This window comes from Pantoea sp. B270, from assembly GCF_018726825.1.
In the GTDB taxonomy this organism is placed as follows: domain Bacteria; phylum Pseudomonadota; class Gammaproteobacteria; order Enterobacterales; family Enterobacteriaceae; genus Pantoea; species Pantoea dispersa.
This window is the reverse complement of record NZ_JAHCSX010000001.1, coordinates 1,306,472-1,322,718: the sequence shown is the minus strand read 5'-3', so window position 1 is coordinate 1,322,718 and position 16,247 is coordinate 1,306,472. Positions and strand designations below refer to the sequence as shown.

The 16,247-nt window shown below is 58.6% G+C and carries 16 protein-coding genes; 9 read left to right on the top strand and 7 right to left on the bottom strand.

Translation table 11 applies throughout. From position 1 onward, the window contains the following. Positions 1-3 precede the first annotated feature (3 nt). The 3 genes from cmoB to KOL70_RS06390 form a co-directional block, all read right to left on the bottom strand. Complete coding sequence (gene cmoB, locus KOL70_RS06400; protein ID WP_021509962.1) at positions 4-972, bottom strand: tRNA 5-methoxyuridine(34)/uridine 5-oxyacetic acid(34) synthase CmoB; 969 nt, start codon at positions 970-972, stop codon at positions 4-6. Beyond that, complete coding sequence (gene cmoA, locus KOL70_RS06395; RefSeq protein ID WP_125310394.1) at positions 969-1,697, bottom strand: carboxy-S-adenosyl-L-methionine synthase CmoA; 729 nt, start codon at positions 1,695-1,697, stop codon at positions 969-971. Before cmoA ends, cmoB begins: the two co-directional genes overlap by 4 nt. 78 nt (positions 1,698-1,775) lie before the next feature. Then, positions 1,776-2,597, bottom strand: a complete 822-nt coding sequence (locus tag KOL70_RS06390; protein WP_104188964.1) for a DUF72 domain-containing protein — start codon at positions 2,595-2,597, stop codon at positions 1,776-1,778. Positions 2,598-2,827: 230 nt separating this feature from the next. On the opposite strand from KOL70_RS06390, the gene aspS reads away from it, so the two are divergent. From aspS to ruvB, 6 genes are all read left to right on the top strand, one after another. Beyond that, positions 2,828-4,609 (top strand): aspartate--tRNA ligase, encoded by a 1,782-nt coding sequence (gene aspS, locus KOL70_RS06385; RefSeq protein ID WP_215480389.1) that lies wholly within the window; start codon positions 2,828-2,830, stop codon positions 4,607-4,609. Next, entirely contained in the window at positions 4,609-5,040 is a 432-nt protein-coding gene (gene nudB, locus KOL70_RS06380) for a dihydroneopterin triphosphate diphosphatase (protein WP_059009760.1), read from the top strand. The genes aspS and nudB overlap by 1 nt, the downstream gene beginning before the upstream one ends. A gap of 241 nt (positions 5,041-5,281) precedes the next feature. Beyond that, positions 5,282-6,025, top strand: coding sequence for a YebC/PmpR family DNA-binding transcriptional regulator (locus tag KOL70_RS06375; protein WP_021509967.1), 744 nt, complete (start codon positions 5,282-5,284; stop codon positions 6,023-6,025). Positions 6,026-6,062: 37 nt separating this feature from the next. Next, entirely contained in the window at positions 6,063-6,590 is a 528-nt protein-coding gene (ruvC, locus tag KOL70_RS06370) for a crossover junction endodeoxyribonuclease RuvC (protein WP_021509968.1), read from the top strand. A gap of 154 nt (positions 6,591-6,744) precedes the next feature. Further along, positions 6,745-7,359, top strand: coding sequence for a Holliday junction branch migration protein RuvA (gene ruvA / locus KOL70_RS06365; protein ID WP_021509969.1), 615 nt, complete (start codon positions 6,745-6,747; stop codon positions 7,357-7,359). A gap of 8 nt (positions 7,360-7,367) precedes the next feature. Continuing rightward, positions 7,368-8,372, top strand: a complete 1,005-nt coding sequence (gene ruvB / locus KOL70_RS06360; RefSeq protein WP_021509970.1) for a Holliday junction branch migration DNA helicase RuvB — start codon at positions 7,368-7,370, stop codon at positions 8,370-8,372. Positions 8,373-8,378: 6 nt separating this feature from the next. Here the strand turns inward: ruvB and znuB are convergent, their stop codons facing one another. Both znuB and znuC read right to left on the bottom strand, forming a co-directional pair. Beyond that, the gene (gene znuB / locus KOL70_RS06355; protein ID WP_021509971.1) at positions 8,379-9,164 is read right to left on the bottom strand and encodes a zinc ABC transporter permease subunit ZnuB; all 786 of its coding nucleotides are present in this window, start codon (positions 9,162-9,164) and stop codon (positions 8,379-8,381) included. Next, positions 9,161-9,916: a zinc ABC transporter ATP-binding protein ZnuC gene (gene znuC, locus KOL70_RS06350; protein WP_058774752.1), complete on the bottom strand. Its 756-nt coding sequence runs from the start codon at positions 9,914-9,916 to the stop codon at positions 9,161-9,163. Before znuC ends, znuB begins: the two co-directional genes overlap by 4 nt. A gap of 77 nt (positions 9,917-9,993) precedes the next feature. On the opposite strand from znuC, the gene znuA reads away from it, so the two are divergent. The 3 genes from znuA to lpxM all read left to right on the top strand — a co-directional run bounded on the left by znuA (position 9,994) and on the right by lpxM (position 13,409). Beyond that, on the top strand, positions 9,994-10,965 hold the full coding sequence (gene znuA / locus KOL70_RS06345) for a zinc ABC transporter substrate-binding protein ZnuA (protein WP_215480388.1): 972 nt from the start codon (positions 9,994-9,996) through the stop codon (positions 10,963-10,965). Positions 10,966-10,979: 14 nt separating this feature from the next. Next, entirely contained in the window at positions 10,980-12,308 is a 1,329-nt protein-coding gene (gene mepM / locus KOL70_RS06340; RefSeq protein ID WP_031280193.1) for a murein DD-endopeptidase MepM, read from the top strand. A gap of 126 nt (positions 12,309-12,434) precedes the next feature. Beyond that, positions 12,435-13,409 carry a lauroyl-Kdo(2)-lipid IV(A) myristoyltransferase gene (gene lpxM / locus KOL70_RS06335; RefSeq protein WP_058771224.1) on the top strand — a complete coding sequence of 325 codons (975 nt, stop codon included), beginning with the start codon at positions 12,435-12,437 and terminating at the stop codon, positions 13,407-13,409. Positions 13,410-13,453: 44 nt separating this feature from the next. On the opposite strand, the gene KOL70_RS06330 is transcribed toward lpxM, so the two are convergent. Further along, positions 13,454-14,689 carry an MFS transporter gene (locus tag KOL70_RS06330; protein WP_215480387.1) on the bottom strand — a complete coding sequence of 412 codons (1,236 nt, stop codon included), beginning with the start codon at positions 14,687-14,689 and terminating at the stop codon, positions 13,454-13,456. A 92-nt stretch (positions 14,690-14,781) separates the two neighbouring features. After that, positions 14,782-16,224 carry a pyruvate kinase gene (gene pyk / locus KOL70_RS06325; RefSeq protein WP_021509977.1) on the bottom strand — a complete coding sequence of 481 codons (1,443 nt, stop codon included), beginning with the start codon at positions 16,222-16,224 and terminating at the stop codon, positions 14,782-14,784. Between the last annotated feature and the right edge of the window lie 23 nt (positions 16,225-16,247).

Below are 16,247 nucleotides of genomic sequence, written 5' to 3'. Positions count from 1 at the left end.
GCGTTACGGTTTGCGCGCCACCAGCACGGCACGCAGCGGGGCGGGATAGCCTTCAATCGTTTTGCTGCTGTCGTGCGGATCGAGGAACTCCGCCAGCGATTCGCTGGTCATCCAGTCGGTGCGACGCTGCTCTTCCACCGAGGTGATGGCGTAATCGGCGATGCGCACATCGACAAAACCGCACTTCTCCAGCCAGTTTTTCAGCGCCGCCGCAGACGGAATAAAGTAAACGTTGCGCATCTGCGCATAGCGTTCACCCGGCACCAGCACCGCGTTTTCATCGCCTTCAATCACCAGCGTCTCCAGCACCAGTTCACCGTCGCTGACCAGTTGATTTTTCAGCTGCAGCAGATGGTCGAGCGGCGAACGCCGGTGATAGAGCACGCCCATGGAGAACACGGTATCGAACGCCTGCAGCGCCGGTAGCTGTTCAATGCCCAGCGGCAGCAGATGCGCACGGCGATCATCACCCAGCAGCTTACGCACCGCTTCGAACTGGCACAGGAACAGCTGCATCGGATCGATACCGACCACCAGCTGCGCGCCGGCACCAATCATACGCCACATGTGATAACCGCTGCCGCAGCCCACATCCAGCACGGTTCGACCGGCCAGCGAAGAGATATGCGGCAGCACGCGGTCCCACTTCCAGTCGGAGCGCCATTCGGTGTCGATGTCGCAGCCGTAGAGCGAAAACGGTCCTTTGCGCCACGGCATCAGGTTACGCAGCAGCTTTTCGATGCCGGCGCGCTGGCGATCGGTTAACGCGTCATGCTGCGCGCTGACGCTGTGCAGCAGATCGAGCTGCTGCGGCACCAGCAGCGGCAGATTGTCGACCGACTTCTCCCAGTTGCGAAAATGTCCGTGCAGGTTTTCACGTTGCCAGGCGGCGACCTGCGCCGGCAACACTTCCAGCCAGCTGGCGAGCGGGCCGGTGGCGATTTGCTGATAAAAACGGCCAAAATCAATCATTTCAACGCCACCAGTGAGCCAAAGTTAAAGCACTGGAACCACAGCTCGGCGTGGGCAAAGCCAGCGCTTTTCAGGCGGGCTTTATGCGTTTCCACGCTGTCCGTAAGCATTACGTTCTCCAGCATGCTGCGCTTCTGGCTGATCTCCAGCTCGCTGTAGCCGTTGGCGCGCTTAAAGTCGTGGTGCATATTGAACAGCAGTTCGCCGACGTCGGCATCTTCAAAGCTGAACTTTTCCGACAGCACCAGCGCACCGCCCGGATTAAGGCCGGCAGCGATTTTCTGCAGCAGCGTCAGGCGCGCGTCCGGCTCAAGGAACTGCAGGGTAAAGTTGAGCACCACCAGTGAGGCGTTCTCGATGTGGATATCGCGGATATCCGCTTCCAGCACCTGCACCGGCGTAGCGGCGCGGAAGGCGTCGATGTGTCGGCGGCAGCGTTCCACCATCGCCGGTGAATTATCGACGGCAATAATCTGGCAACCCGGTGCCTTAATATTGCGGCGCACCGCCAGCGTGGCCGCGCCCAGCGAGCAGCCGAGATCGTAAACCTGGCTATTGGGCTGCACAAAGCGTTCTGCCAGCATGCCAATCATCGAAATGATGTTGGAGTAACCCGGCACCGAGCGCTGAATCATATCGGGAAAGACTTCAGCCACGCGCTCGTCAAAGGTCCAGTCGCCCAGTTTATCGATGGGCGCGGAGAATAGCGTATCGCGGTCAGACATAATGAATTATCCGGAGAGAAAACGGAAAGGGCGCTATTCTGGCAGAAACTGCCGCAGGCTGCACCCGTTTCCCTGCGTTTAGAACAGGCTGGATTGCTGTGGCCAGGCGGGCAGCGGGCGCAGCGTCGGCTCCAGCTGTTGCAGCTGCGGCCACAGCGCCTGTAGCAGCGGAAACACCGCGCCCATATCCGGCGTGTGGATAAACAGCAGCGGGTCGCTGTCGTGCTGCCAGTCCGCTAGTTTTTGCTGCCAGACATCAAACAGCGGCAGGCTCTCCTCCACGCTGTCGCTGCCGATAAAGCGCACCATCGGCTGTCCGGCAGTGCGCACCGCGTGCGTCGGCACGCGCGGCTTTTGCGCGCGCGCATGCACGGCGGCCGGGCTGAGCGAGGCAGAGGCGTGCACCGGACGGCTGTCGAGAATCACCCGATTTACCCCGCGCTGATGCAGGCCGCGATTCAGCGCGCGCTCGGCTTCGCCTTTAGCAAAAAAGGCCGCATGGCGCACTTCCACGCCATAGTGAAAGCTGCGCGGCAGGCGATCAAGAAACGCCCATAAATCTGTCAGCTGCGCCGGTGAAAAAGCGGCGGGCAGCTGCAGCCAGTACTGGCCGATGCGCTGGCTGAGCGGATCCAGCAGGCGCAGAAATTCATTCACCAGCTCATCGCAGTTCTTCAGCGCCGCTTTGTGGCTGATGGTGTCAGGAAATTTAAAGCAGAAGCGAAAGGCGTCGTCAGTCATGTCATACCAGCGCTGCACCACTTCCGGTTTGGGCAGCGCGTAAAGCGTGGTGTTGCCTTCGACGCAGCCGAACAGCCGGGCGTAATCCGCCAGGGTTTCGATACCCAATACTCTCCAGTTGGCGTGCTGCCACTGCGGTAATCCAATACGAAGTGTCAAAACTGCTCCTGCCTGCTGTGGCGCAGAAAATGCGCCGTACGTTACCCGGTTTTGCCACGGGCAGGAACCGATCGCGCGGCAAACGCTGACGATTTGTCCGCTTTGCGCGGGATCTGCTTATCCTGCCTGCCATTTTCCATTATAATAGCCGCCTTTTTTGCGGCAGCATCTCAGAAGGTTACGCGGCCTGATGCTGTCTGGCAGCAGCGGCGAAGTTAAAAGGATACGTTATGCGTACAGAATATTGCGGACAGCTCAATCTGTCTCATGTGGGTCAGCAAGTTACTCTCTGCGGCTGGGTCAATCGCCGTCGCGATCTCGGCAGCCTGATTTTTATCGATATGCGTGACCGCGAAGGCATCGCGCAGGTGTTTTTCGATGCCGATCATCAGCAGGCTTTCCAGCTGGCGTCTGAACTGCGTAATGAATTCTGTATCCAGATCACCGGTACCGTGCGTGCGCGTGAAGAGAAAAACCGCAACAGCGACATGGCCACCGGTGACATCGAAGTGTTTGCCCATGAGCTGAATATTATCAACCGCGCAGAACCGCTGCCGCTGGACTCTAACCAGACCAACAGCGAAGAAGCGCGTCTGACCTATCGCTACCTCGACCTGCGTCGTCCGGAAATGGCACAGCGTCTGAAAACCCGTGCCAGAATTACCAGCTTCGTGCGCCGCTTTATGGACGGTGAAGGTTTCCTCGACATCGAAACCCCGATGCTGACCAAAGCCACGCCGGAAGGCGCGCGTGACTACCTGGTGCCGAGCCGGGTGCACAAAGGTAAATTCTACGCGCTGCCGCAGTCACCGCAGCTGTTCAAACAGCTGCTGATGATGTCTGGTTTTGACCGCTACTATCAGATCGTCAAATGCTTCCGTGATGAAGACCTGCGCGCAGACCGTCAGCCGGAGTTCACCCAGATCGACGTGGAAACCTCGTTCATGAGCGCTGAGCAGGTACGCAGCGTGATGGAGCAGATGATCCGTGAACTGTGGCTGGACATCAAAGGCGTCGACCTCGGTGACTTCCCGCAGATGACCTTCGCCGAAGCGATGAATCGTTACGGCTCCGATAAGCCAGACCTGCGTAACCCGATGGAGCTGGTAGACGTTGCTGACCTGCTGAAAAGCGTTGAATTCCAGGTGTTCGCCGGCCCGGCAAACGACCCGAAAGGTCGCGTCGCGGCGCTGCGCGTGCCGGGCGGTGCCGCCCTGTCGCGTAAGCAAATCGACGAATACGGCAGCTTTGTCGGCATTTACGGTGCCAAAGGTCTGGCGTGGATGAAGATCAATGCGCGCGCCAGCGGTTTCGACGGTGTGCAGAGCCCGGTGGCCAAATTCCTGACGCCGGAGATCGTTGAAGCTATTCTGCAGCGTACCGACGCGCAGGACGGCGACCTGATCTTCTTCGGCGCCGACCGTGCCAAAGTGGTGGCGGATGCGCTGGGTGCACTGCGCCTGAAAGTGGGCCGTGATCTGCAAATCACCAATGATAAAGCCTGGGCCCCGCTGTGGGTGGTCGACTTCCCGATGTTCGAAGAGGACGACGAGGGCGGCCTGGCGGCGATGCACCATCCGTTCACCTCGCCAAAAGCGCTGACGGCGGAACAGCTGGCGGCCGATCCAACGCAGGCGGTGGCTAACGCCTACGATATGGTGATCAACGGTTATGAAGTGGGCGGCGGTTCGGTGCGTATCCACAGCGGCAATATGCAGCAGACGGTGTTTAGCATTCTGGGCATCAGCGAAGAAGAGCAGCGTGAGAAGTTTGGCTTCCTGCTGGATGCGCTGAAGTTCGGTACCCCGCCGCACGCAGGTCTGGCATTCGGTCTTGACCGTCTGACCATGCTGCTGACCGGCACCGACAATATCCGCGATGTGATTGCGTTCCCGAAAACCACCGCGGCGGCCTGTCTGATGACTGAAGCGCCAAGCGAAGCCAACCCGGCGGCGCTGGCTGACCTCGGTATCCAGATCGCGCCGAAGAAAGTCACTCCAGAGACGAAATAATGGGCTATAAACACCCGGTATCGGTGCTGGTGGTGATTTTTGCGCAAGATACCGGCCGGGTGTTAATGCTGCAGCGGCGCGATGACCCCAGCTTCTGGCAGTCGGTTACCGGCAGCCTGGAGCCGGGCGAAACGCCGGCGCAAACGGCGCAGCGCGAAGTGGCTGAAGAGCTGGCGATTGATATCGCCGCAGAGGGGCTGGTGCTGGAAGATTGCCACAAACAGATTGAGTTTGAGATCTTTCCGCACTATCGCCATCGTTATGCGCCGGGCATCACGCATAACCGGGAACACTGGTTCCGGCTGGCGCTGCCCGCCGAACGCCAGCCAGTGCTGAGCGAGCACCTCGCCGCACAGTGGCTGACACCGGCCGCCGCCGCCGCACTAACCCGCTCGTGGAGTAATCGTCAGGCAATCGACGAATTTATCTGAATGCCCGCCACCGCGCGTTTTTCCGGTGGTTTTATCGTTAAATTACAGACATACGGTGTAAGTCGAAAGATTTGCACCGCTAAAATAGAACAGTCAGGCGTCATCGGCGCAGCAAGGTTGTTCACCGCCAGCGCACAGCAACCGGAGCGTACATGAGTACGTGAGGATTGCGCGCACTGCCGGGGAACAAGATTGCCAGCAAGATAGCCTGCACCCTGTTAAAGATCGGAGAATATGTAAGATGGCTGGACATAGTAAATGGGCGAATACGAAGCACCGCAAAGCGGCTCAGGACGCCAAGCGCGGTAAAATCTTCACCAAAATCATTCGCGAGCTGGTGACAGCGGCCAAGCTGGGCGGTGGCGATGCCGGCTCCAACCCGCGTCTGCGCGCAGCGATGGACAAAGCACTGTCCAACAACATGACGCGTGACACCATGAACCGTGCTATCGCGCGCGGCGTCGGCGGTGAAGATGACAGCAACATGGAAACCATCATCTATGAAGGTTACGGTCCGGGCGGCTCTGCGGTCATGGTGGAGTGTTTGAGTGATAACCGTAACCGTACCGTGGGCGAAGTGCGTCACGCCTTCAGCAAAACCGGCGGTAACCTCGGCACCGACGGTTCGGTATCTTACCTGTTCAGCAAGAAAGGTGTGATCTCCTTCGCGCCAGGCCAGGACGAAGATGCCGTGATGGAAGCGGCGCTGGAAGCCGGTGCAGAAGACGTCGTGAGCTATGACGATGGCGCGATTGACGTCTTTACCGCGTGGGAAGAGCTGGGCAGCGTGCGCGATGCACTGGAAGCCACTGGTCTGAAAGCCGACAGTGCTGAAGTGTCGATGATTCCATCAACCAAAGCGGAACTGGATGCCGAGACGGCACCTAAACTGCTGCGTCTGATCGACATGCTGGAAGATTGTGATGATGTGCAGGAAGTTTACCATAACGGTGAAATTTCTGATGAGGTAGCGGAAACGCTGTAATGGCGTTACGCAAACCCCTGCAATACGGAGACGCGCTATGGCGATAATACTCGGGATTGACCCCGGCTCGCGCGTCACCGGCTACGGTGTCATCCGCCAGACCGGCCGCCAGCTCAGCTATCTGGGCAGCGGCTGTATCCGCACTAACGTCACCGATCTGCCTTCCCGCCTCAAACTGATTTACGCAGGCGTCAGCGAAATCATCACCCAGTTCGCGCCGGATTACTTCGCCATTGAGCAGGTGTTTATGGCGAAGAATGCGGATTCGGCGCTCAAGCTGGGGCAGGCGCGTGGCGCGGCAATTGTCGCAGCAGTCAATCTTGATCTGCCGGTGTTTGAGTATGCGGCCCGTCAGGTGAAGCAGACGGTAACCGGCATCGGCAGTGCGGAAAAAAGCCAGGTGCAGCACATGGTGCGCACGCTGCTCAAACTGCCGGCCAATCCGCAGGCGGATGCCGCCGATGCGCTGGCCATCGCCATCACCCATTGCCACGTCAGCCAGAATGCGGCGCGCATGAGCGACAGCAAACTGGTGCTGACGCGCGGACGTTTGCGATCCGGTTAGCAAAAGCGTGGCCATTCAATAGGCTGGATATGCATCCAGCCTTTTTTATGATATACATAGCCGACATTTTACCTCCAGCAGGCGCGCGGTTGAGCGCGGTGTGGCAGGAGGCCGATGATTCAGACGCTTATACATACACTAAGGAATTGCTCAGGTGATTGGTCGTTTACGAGGCATTATTCTGGAAAAACAGCCGCCGCTGGTGCTGATTGAGGCGCACGGTGTGGGTTACGAAGTGCACCTGCCAATGACCTGCTTTTACGAGCTGCCGGACATCAACCAGGAAGCGATTATCTTCACCCAGTTTGTGGTGCGGGAAGATGCGCAGCTGCTGTTCGGGTTTAACAGTAAGCAGGAGCGGGCGCTGTTCCGTGAGCTGATCAAAGTCAACGGCGTCGGGCCCAAACTGGCACTGGCGATTCTTTCCGGCATGTCAGCGCAGCAGTTTGTCACGGCGGTGGAGCGCGAAGAGATCGCCTCGCTGGTGAAGCTGCCGGGCGTGGGCAAGAAAACCGCTGAGCGTCTGGTGGTTGAGATGAAAGATCGCTTCAAAGGTATGCACGGCGACCTGTTTGGCGGCGACTCGGCGTTTACCCTGACCACACCGTCGGCACAGCAGGATAACAATGACGCCGAGGCTGAAGCAGTTGCGGCGCTGGTAGCGCTGGGTTATAAACCGCAGGAAGCCAGCCGTATGGTCAGCAAGGTTGGCAAACCAGATGCGGATTGTGAAACCCTGATTCGCGAAGCCCTGCGCGCTGCTATTTGAGGTAATGCATGATTGAAGCCGACCGCCTGGTCTCGGGCAGTTCTTTCACTGAGGAAGAGAGCCTCGACCGCGCTATTCGCCCCAAACTGCTGACGGAATATGTCGGGCAGCCGCAGGTGCGCGAGCAGATGGAGATTTTCATCCAGGCCGCCAAACTGCGCGGCGATGCGCTGGACCACCTGCTGATCTTTGGTCCGCCCGGGCTGGGTAAAACCACGCTGGCCAACATCGTGGCTAATGAGATGGGCGTCAATCTGCGCACCACGTCCGGTCCGGTGCTGGAAAAGGCCGGTGACCTGGCGGCGATGCTCACCAACCTTGAACCGCACGACGTCTTGTTTATCGATGAAATTCATCGCCTGTCGCCGGTAGTGGAAGAGGTGCTGTATCCAGCGATGGAAGATTATCAGCTGGATATCATGATCGGTGACGGACCTGCAGCGCGCTCGATCAAACTGGATTTGCCGCCGTTCACCCTGATTGGCGCTACCACCCGCGCAGGCTCGCTCACCTCACCGCTGCGCGATCGCTTTGGGATTGTGCAGCGCCTGGAGTTCTACAATGTGCCGGATCTGCAGCACATCGTCGGACGCAGCGCCGCCTGCCTGGGGCTGACGCTGAGCGAAGAGGGCGCGCTGGAAGTGGCGCGCCGCGCGCGCGGTACGCCGCGTATCGCCAACCGCCTGCTGCGCCGTGTACGTGACTTCGCCGAAGTGCGCGCCAGCGGCAACATGAGTGGCGAAGTGGCCGCCAGCGCGCTGGATATGCTCAATGTGGACAATCAGGGCTTCGACTATATGGACCGCAAGCTGCTGCTGGCGATCATCGACAAGTTCATGGGCGGTCCGGTGGGGCTGGATAACCTGGCGGCGGCGATTGGTGAGGAGCGTGAAACCATCGAGGACGTTATCGAACCCTTCCTGATCCAGCAGGGCTTTATTCAGCGCACGCCGCGCGGCCGGATGGCCACGCAGCACGCCTATAAGCATTTCGGCATCAGCCGCGAAGAGTAACCGGCGTCACGCCGCCGGTTTTTTTGCCATGCTGATAATAAACAGTACCGCAGCACACAGCACCACCGACGGACCGGCCGGGGTGTCGTAGCTGGCAGAGAAAGTCAGGCCACCAGTGACGGCAATGATGCCGATGAGCACCGCAAAGCCGGCCATCTGTTCTGGCGAACGCGAGAAGCGTCGCGCCGTGGCGGCCGGAATGATCAGCAGTGAAGTAATGATCAGCGCGCCAACAAATTTCATCGCCACACCAATGGTCAGCGCGGTTACCAGCATCAGCATCAGGCGGGTACGCTGAATGTTTACGCCGTCTACCTGTGCCAGCTCCGGACTGATGGTCATCGACAGCAGCGAACGCCATTGCCACGCCATCACCACCAGCACGATTGCCACGCCGCCCGCCATCAGCGACAAATCGTCCGGGGTGATCGCCAGCAAATCGCCAAACAGATAGGCCATCAAATCAACGCGCACGCCCTGCATCAGACTGACCACCACCAGACCCAGCGACAGCGCGCTGTGCGCCATAATCCCTAACAGCGTATCGATCGCCAGATGCGGGCGTCGCTCCAGCCACACCAGCCCGAGCGCCAGGCACACTGTCACCAGAATCACCGCATAATAGGGGTTCACGTTGAGCAGCAGACCAAACGCCACGCCGAGCAGAGAGGCGTGGGCGAGGGTATCACCGAAATAGGACATGCGGCGCCAGACGACAAAAGAGCCGAGCGGACCGGCCGCCAGGGCCAGCAATACGCCGCCCAGCCAGCCAGGTAATAACAGTTCAATCATGACGGGCCGTTTCCTTTGCGCAGAACAATGCGTCCCTGTAAATCGTGACGGTGATTATGGTGATGACGGTAAATCGCCAGCTGCTGTGCGCCGCGCGGGCCAAACATGGCGATGAATTCCGGGTGCTGCGAGACGGCTTCCGGCGTGCCGGAACAGCAGATGTGATGGTTGAGGCACAGCACTTCGTCGGTCTTTGCCATCACCAGATGCAGGTCGTGCGACACCATCAGCACGCCGCAGTTGAGCTCGCGTCGCAGTTGATCGATCAAATCGTAGAGCGCCACCTGGCCGTTAACATCCACGCCCTGCGTCGGTTCGTCCAGCACCAGCAGCTGCGGCTGGTTGAGCAGGGCGCGCGCCAGCAGCACGCGCTGCGTTTCGCCACCAGACAGTTTTTGCAGCGGCGACTGCAGCAGATGGCCGGCCTGCACCCGCTTCAGCGCCGGCAGAATATCGTCACGGCGACTGCCGCGCGTGAGACGCATAAAGCGCTCAACGCTGATCGGCAGCGTCGGATCGATGTGCAGCTTTTGCGGCACATAGCCAATACGCAGCCCCGGCGCGCGGCGGACGCTGCCGCTGTCTGGCGTGAGCAGGCCGAGTACCGTGCGCACCAGCGTGGACTTGCCGGCTCCGTTGGGACCCAGCAGGGTGAGAATTTTGCCCGGCTGCAGCGACAGGCTGATGCCTGCCAGCACCGCGCGCTGGCCAAACTTCACCGAAATGTTTTCGAGTGTAACAAGTGACGACATGATATTTACGGGTTGCATTGAATTTCGAATGTTATAATATCACATTCCATCACCTGGTCACGATGGAATGACGCATTATGTTACACAATAAAAAGCGCCTGGCTTTTACCCTTTCTGCGGCGACGTTAAGCCTCGCCACCACGTTTTCCGCGCAGTCTGCGGTGGTGGCTTCAATCAAGCCTCTCGGATTTATCGCAGCCGCCATTGCCGATGGCATTACGCCGGTTGAAGTATTGCTGCCGGACGGTGCCTCAGAGCACGATTATGCCTTACGGCCATCCGATGTAAAACGTATAAAAAACGCTGACTTAGTGGTATGGACCGGTCCGGAGATGGAAGCCTTTCTGACGAAGTCCGCCGGGGAGTTACCGGCCAGTAAAAACCTCGAAATTGCCGCCTTGCCTAGCGTAAAACCGCTATTGATTAGCGGCGGTGAAGATGAGGACGAACATGAGCACGGTCACGATCACGACCATGACTCAGACAATTCTGAGAAGCAAGACCCGTCTCATACTCATCACCACCACGGCGAGTTTAATATGCACCTGTGGATGTCGCCGGAGATTGCGAAACAATCTGCTGTTGCAATCCACGGAAAATTATTGGAACTTATGCCGCAAAGCAAAGCCAAACTTGACGCCAACCTGCAGCAGTTTGAGGCACAATTGGCGGACACAGACAAACGGATTGGCGCACAACTCGCGCCGGTACGGAACAAGGGTTATTTCGTTTTTCACGACGCTTACAGCTACTTTGAGAAACATTACGGTTTATCACCATTAGGTCATTTTACCGTCAATCCTGAGATCCAGCCGGGCGCCCAGCGTTTACATCAAATACGAACACAGTTGGTTGAGCAGAAAGCAGTCTGCGTTTTTGCTGAACCACAATTCAGGCCGGCGGTCATCGATGCCGTGTCTCGCGGAACCAGCGTGCGTAAAGGCACCCTCGACCCGTTAGGCATGGGAATCAGCTTAACCAAAGACAGCTACGTGAAATTCCTCTCACAGCTGTCAAGCCAGTATGCGAGCTGCCTGAATGGAGCATAGAGGAATAGGTAAAAGTGCAGCAGATAGCCCGCTCTGTCGCCCTCGCATTTAATAATTTGCCGCGCCCCCACCGCGTTATGCTGGGGTCACTCACCGTTGTTACACTGGCCGTCGCTGTCTGGCGGCCTTACGTCTATCATCCCCGCGATGTTGCGCCCATCGTGAAAGACATCACGCTGGACAAAAACGAGCTGCGCACGCTGCTGCCGGAAGCCAGTGAACCGATCGATCAAACCACGGCGGAACCGGAAGACGAGATACCGTCGGATGACATCGACAAAGACGTACCGGTCAATCCCGATCAGCATGACTACACCGTTTCCTCAGGCGATACGCTGAGCAGCGCGCTTAATCAGTACGGTATCGATCTCGGTGACATCAACGCGCTGGTCAGCAGCGACAAGAGTTTGCGTAATCTGCGCGTGGGGCAGCAACTGAGCTGGACGCTGGATGCCGATGGCGCGCTGCAGGATTTCACCTGGGAGATCGATCGGCGTGAAACCCGCACCTATGCGCGTCAGCCGAACGGCAGCTTTAAGATGCAGCAGGAGATGCAGAAAGGTGAATGGCAGAACAGCGTCCTGAAAGGCGAAGTGCGCGGCAGTTTCGCCGCCAGCGCCCAGCGCGCCGGCCTGACCAGCGCCGAAACCAGCAGCGTGATTAAAGCCATGCAGTGGCAGATGGATTTCCGCAAACTGCGCGCCGGTGATGATTTCAGCGTACTGATGTCGCGTGAGATGCTGGACGGTAAAAGTGCGCAGAGCCAGCTGCTCGGCGTGCGGCTGCGCACCGGCGGTAAAGATTACTACGCGTTCCGCGCGGAAGACGGCAAGTTCTACGACCGCAACGGCTCCGGTCTTGCGCGGGGCTTCATGCGCTTCCCGACGGTGAAACAGTACCGCGTCTCGTCAAACTTCAATCCGCGCCGTCTCAATCCGGTAACCGGCCGCATCGCGCCGCATAAAGGCGTCGATTTTGCGCTGCCGATTGGTACGCCGGTGCTGGCCGTCGGCGATGGCGAAGTGGTGATCGCGAAGAACGGCGGAGCCGCCGGTAACTACGTCGCGATCCGTCACGGTCGCCAGTACATGACCCGCTACATGCATCTGAGCAAAGCGCTGGTGAAACCGGGACAGAAAGTGAAACGCGGCGATCGCATCGCGCTTTCCGGTAACACCGGCCGCTCTACCGGACCGCATCTGCATTATGAAGTGTGGATCAACAACCAGGCGGTCAACCCGCTGACGGCGAAGCTGCCGCGCATGGAAGGGCTGACTGGTAAAGATCGCAGCACCTATCTGGCGCAGGTGAAGAGTTATCTGCCACAGCTGACGCTGAAATAACGTTAATTCCGGGCAAACGCGCAAAAACCGACGGATTCTTCGTCGGTTTTTTGCTATCTGGCCTGTGAAGATTGCAAAATTACCTGCCGTCACTATTATTGAGCCGTCATTGTCAGAGGCGAGTGCATGGAAACCCGAAAAAAAAATAACAGTGAATTTATTCCCGTTTTTCAACGTTCTTTCTTAAAGCCGAAATACTGGGGCAGCTGGCTGGCGATTGGTGCGCTGGCCGGTATGGCGATGCTGCCGGCAAAGGTGCGCGATCCGGTGCTGGGCGGGCTGGGTAAGTTTGCCGGCAAGCTGGCGAAAAGTGCGCGCCGCCGTGCGCTGATCAATCTCTACTATTGCCTGCCGGAGCTCAGCGAAGCGCAGCGCGAAGAGATTGCTGATCGTATGTTTGCCACCGCGCCGCAGGCGATGGTGATGATGGCTGAGCTGGGGATGCGTAATCCTGAACGCGTTCGCCAGCGCGTTGAGTGGCACGGCCGCGAGATCATCACGGCGCTTCAGGAGAATCATGAGAACGTGATTTTCCTCGTGCCGCACGGCTGGGGCGTGGATATTCCGGCGATGCTGCTGGCCTCGGAAGGCCAGATGATGGCGGCGATGTTCCACAATCAAAGCGATCCGCTGATGGATTATATCTGGAACACCGTCCGTCGCCGTTTCGGCGGCCGCATGCACGCGCGCAACGACGGCATCAAACCGTTTATCGCCTCGGTGCGTCAGGGCTATTACGGCTACTATCTGCCGGACCAGGACCACGGTGCTGAGCACAGCGAGTTTGTCGATTTCTTTGCTACCTATAAAGCGACATTGCCGGCGGTCGGCCGTCTGATGAAAGTGTGCCGCGCGCGCGTAGTGCCGCTGTTCCCGGTGTATAACAGCGCGACGCACAAGCTGGAGATTTATGTGCGCCCGCCGATGGACGATTTGCTGGATGCCGATGACACTACGCTGGCGCGGCGCATGAACGAAGAGGTGGAAATCTTCGTGCGCCCGCATCCGGAGCAGTACACATGGATTCTCAAACTGCTGAAGACGCGTAAAGAAGGGGATATTGAGCCTTACGCGCGTAAGGATTTGTACCCGCGTAAATAGCTAACGCGTGCTGAACCGTGCCGCCCGGCACGGTTCATCATCACTCATTCGACGCTTGTCAGGCAACTGCGCCGCTTGCGCTCGCGCAGGAACAGCGTCACCAGGCCAAACCACAACACGCCGGCGACGAAGTTGATTGCGCTGAACCACGGCGTACCGCCGCTGAAATAACCGCTTTTTGCCACTTCAATCCCTGCCGCCAGCGTCAGAATGCTGATCATCCCCAGCATCGCGGCGATGCTGCCTTTGCCTTCGCTGCTGGAATAGAGCGTCAACCGGTACAGCCCGGCGTTGACCATCCCGGCACCAAACGCATACAGGCTAAGGCCGGCGGTGAGCAGCAGGTAACTGTGGCTGTTGAGCAGGTTCGCCACCAGCGCAATGCTCAGGCCTAGCAGAATCGGCCAGGCGGCAAATTTTACCGGTTGCTCGATGGCCACGCGTCCCGCCAGTTTACCCAGCGTCAGGTTACCGGCAATCATCGCCAGAAACACCGGTAATTGCAGTAATGCATACTGCAGGCGGGATAAGCCCTCTTCATGCATCAGAATCACCGGCGACAGCGCCACCCAGGTAAGAATCGGGATGAACACCAGGCCGATAGCGAAGGAGCCGTACATCACCTGCTTATCGCGTGCCAGCCGTCCGTAGCCGCGCGCCAGGTTTGGTAACGCAATGGAGTGGCTGCGATCGCCGGCGGTTTCCGGCATGATGCGCCACAGCACCACAAACGCCAGCAGGCTGCAAACCGCAAACAGCCAGAACATGCTGCGCCATTCGGCCACCGTGAGCCAGGCGGCACCGGCCAGCGGACCCGCCAGCGGTGCCAGCAGCGCCACGTTAGCCATCAGTGCCATCATGCGCACAGCTAACGCCTCGTCAAACGCCTCCTGCACTGCGGCATAGCTCACTGCGCCAATGAAGCACAGGCTGATGCCCTGGATAAAACGCAGCGTAACGAACTGCTCGATGTTGCTCACCCAGGTGGTGAGAACACAGGCGGCGGCAAAGAACAGAATGCCGAACAGCAACACCGGACGCCGGCCATATTTATCCGACAGCGGACCGAGCAGCCACTGCAGCACCACGCCGCCCATCAGATAGGCAGTGAGTGAGGTGGATACCCATTCCGGGCCGACGTTAAACTCGGCGGTGACCAGCAGCATGCCGGGCTGAATCATGTCGTGGGCGATGTAAGTCGCGAACTCAAACAACACCAGCGCGAGCGGAAACAGCAGCACGCGCCCGGTGAGTTGACTGATGGGTTGATAGCGGGCCATCTGGCCTCCTTGTCAGTGAAAAATAAAACGCGACTGCCAGGCAGTCGCGTTTGTCCATGTTGTTACAGCCGCTGTCAGGAGGTGCGTAAAACTCAGTCTACGCGCAGGACACGGCTGGTGTTGGTGGTGCCGGTGGTCGCCATCACGTCGCCCTGGGTGACAATCACCAGGTCGCCAGAGACGAGGAACCCTTTGTCGCGCAGCAGATTAACCGCATCGTGCGCGGCGGCGACACCATCGTTGTTGCTGTCAAAGAACACCGGCGTCACGCCACGGTACAGCGCGGTCAGGTTCAGGGTACGTTCATGACGTGACATTGCGAAGATCGGCAGACCGGAAGTGATGCGCGACGTCATCAGTGCGGTACGGCCAGATTCGGTCATGGTAATGATGGCCGACACGCCCTGCAAATGGTTAGCGGCGTACATCGCCGACATGGCAATCGCTTCTTCGATGTTGTCGAACTGCACGTCCAGGCGGTGTTTGGATACGTTCACGCTTGGAATTTTTTCCGCACCGAGGCACACCTTAGCCATCGCCGACACGGTTTCCGCCGGATACTGACCGGCCGCCGTTTCTGCCGACAGCATCACCGCATCGGTGCCGTCCAGCACGGCGTTTGCCACATCCATCACTTCCGCGCGGGTCGGCATCGGATTGGTGATCATCGACTCCATCATCTGGGTAGCAGTAATGATGGTGCGGTTCAGCTGACGCGCACGCCGAATTAATGCTTTCTGAATGCCCACCAGCTCCGGATCGCCAATTTCCACGCCGAGATCGCCACGCGCCACCATCACCACGTCGGAGGCGAGAATGATGTCGTCCATCGCTTCCTGCGTTGCCACCGCTTCAGCGCGCTCCACTTTCGCCACCAGTTTGGCGTCGCAGCCGGCATCGCGTGCCAGACGGCGCGCGTAGTTCATGTCTTCGCCGTTACGCGGGAAGGAGACCGCCAGATAGTCGACGCCAATTTTCGCCGCGGTAATGATATCCAGCTTATCTTTTTCGGTCAGCGCTTCAGCCGACAGGCCGCCGCCGAGCTTGTTGATGCCTTTGTTGTTGGAGAGCGGGCCGCCGACAGTCACTTCGGTGAAGACTTTCACCCCCTGAACTTCCAGCACCTTCAGCTGCACACGGCCGTCGTCCAGCAGCAGGATGTCGCCCGGCACCACATCTTCCGGCAGGCCTTTATAGTCGATACCGACTTTCTCTTTGTCGCCTTCGCCTTTGCTCAGATTGGCATCCAGCAGGAAGCGGTCACCGACATTGAGGAAAACTTTGCCTTCTTTGAAGGTTGATACGCGAATTTTAGGGCCTTGCAGATCGCCAAGAATGGCGACGTGGCGACCGAGTTTGGCCGCAATCTGCCGCACTTTATCGGCGCGCAGTTGATGATCTTCCGGGGTGCCGTGGGAGAAATTGAGTCGCACAACGTTAGCGCCCGCCGCGATGATTTTTTCGAGGTTGTTGTCGCGATCGGTGGCGGGGCCGAGGGTTGTAACGATCTTGGTTCTTCTGAGACGTCTGGACATGAAGGACTCCGTTGACAAAGTAT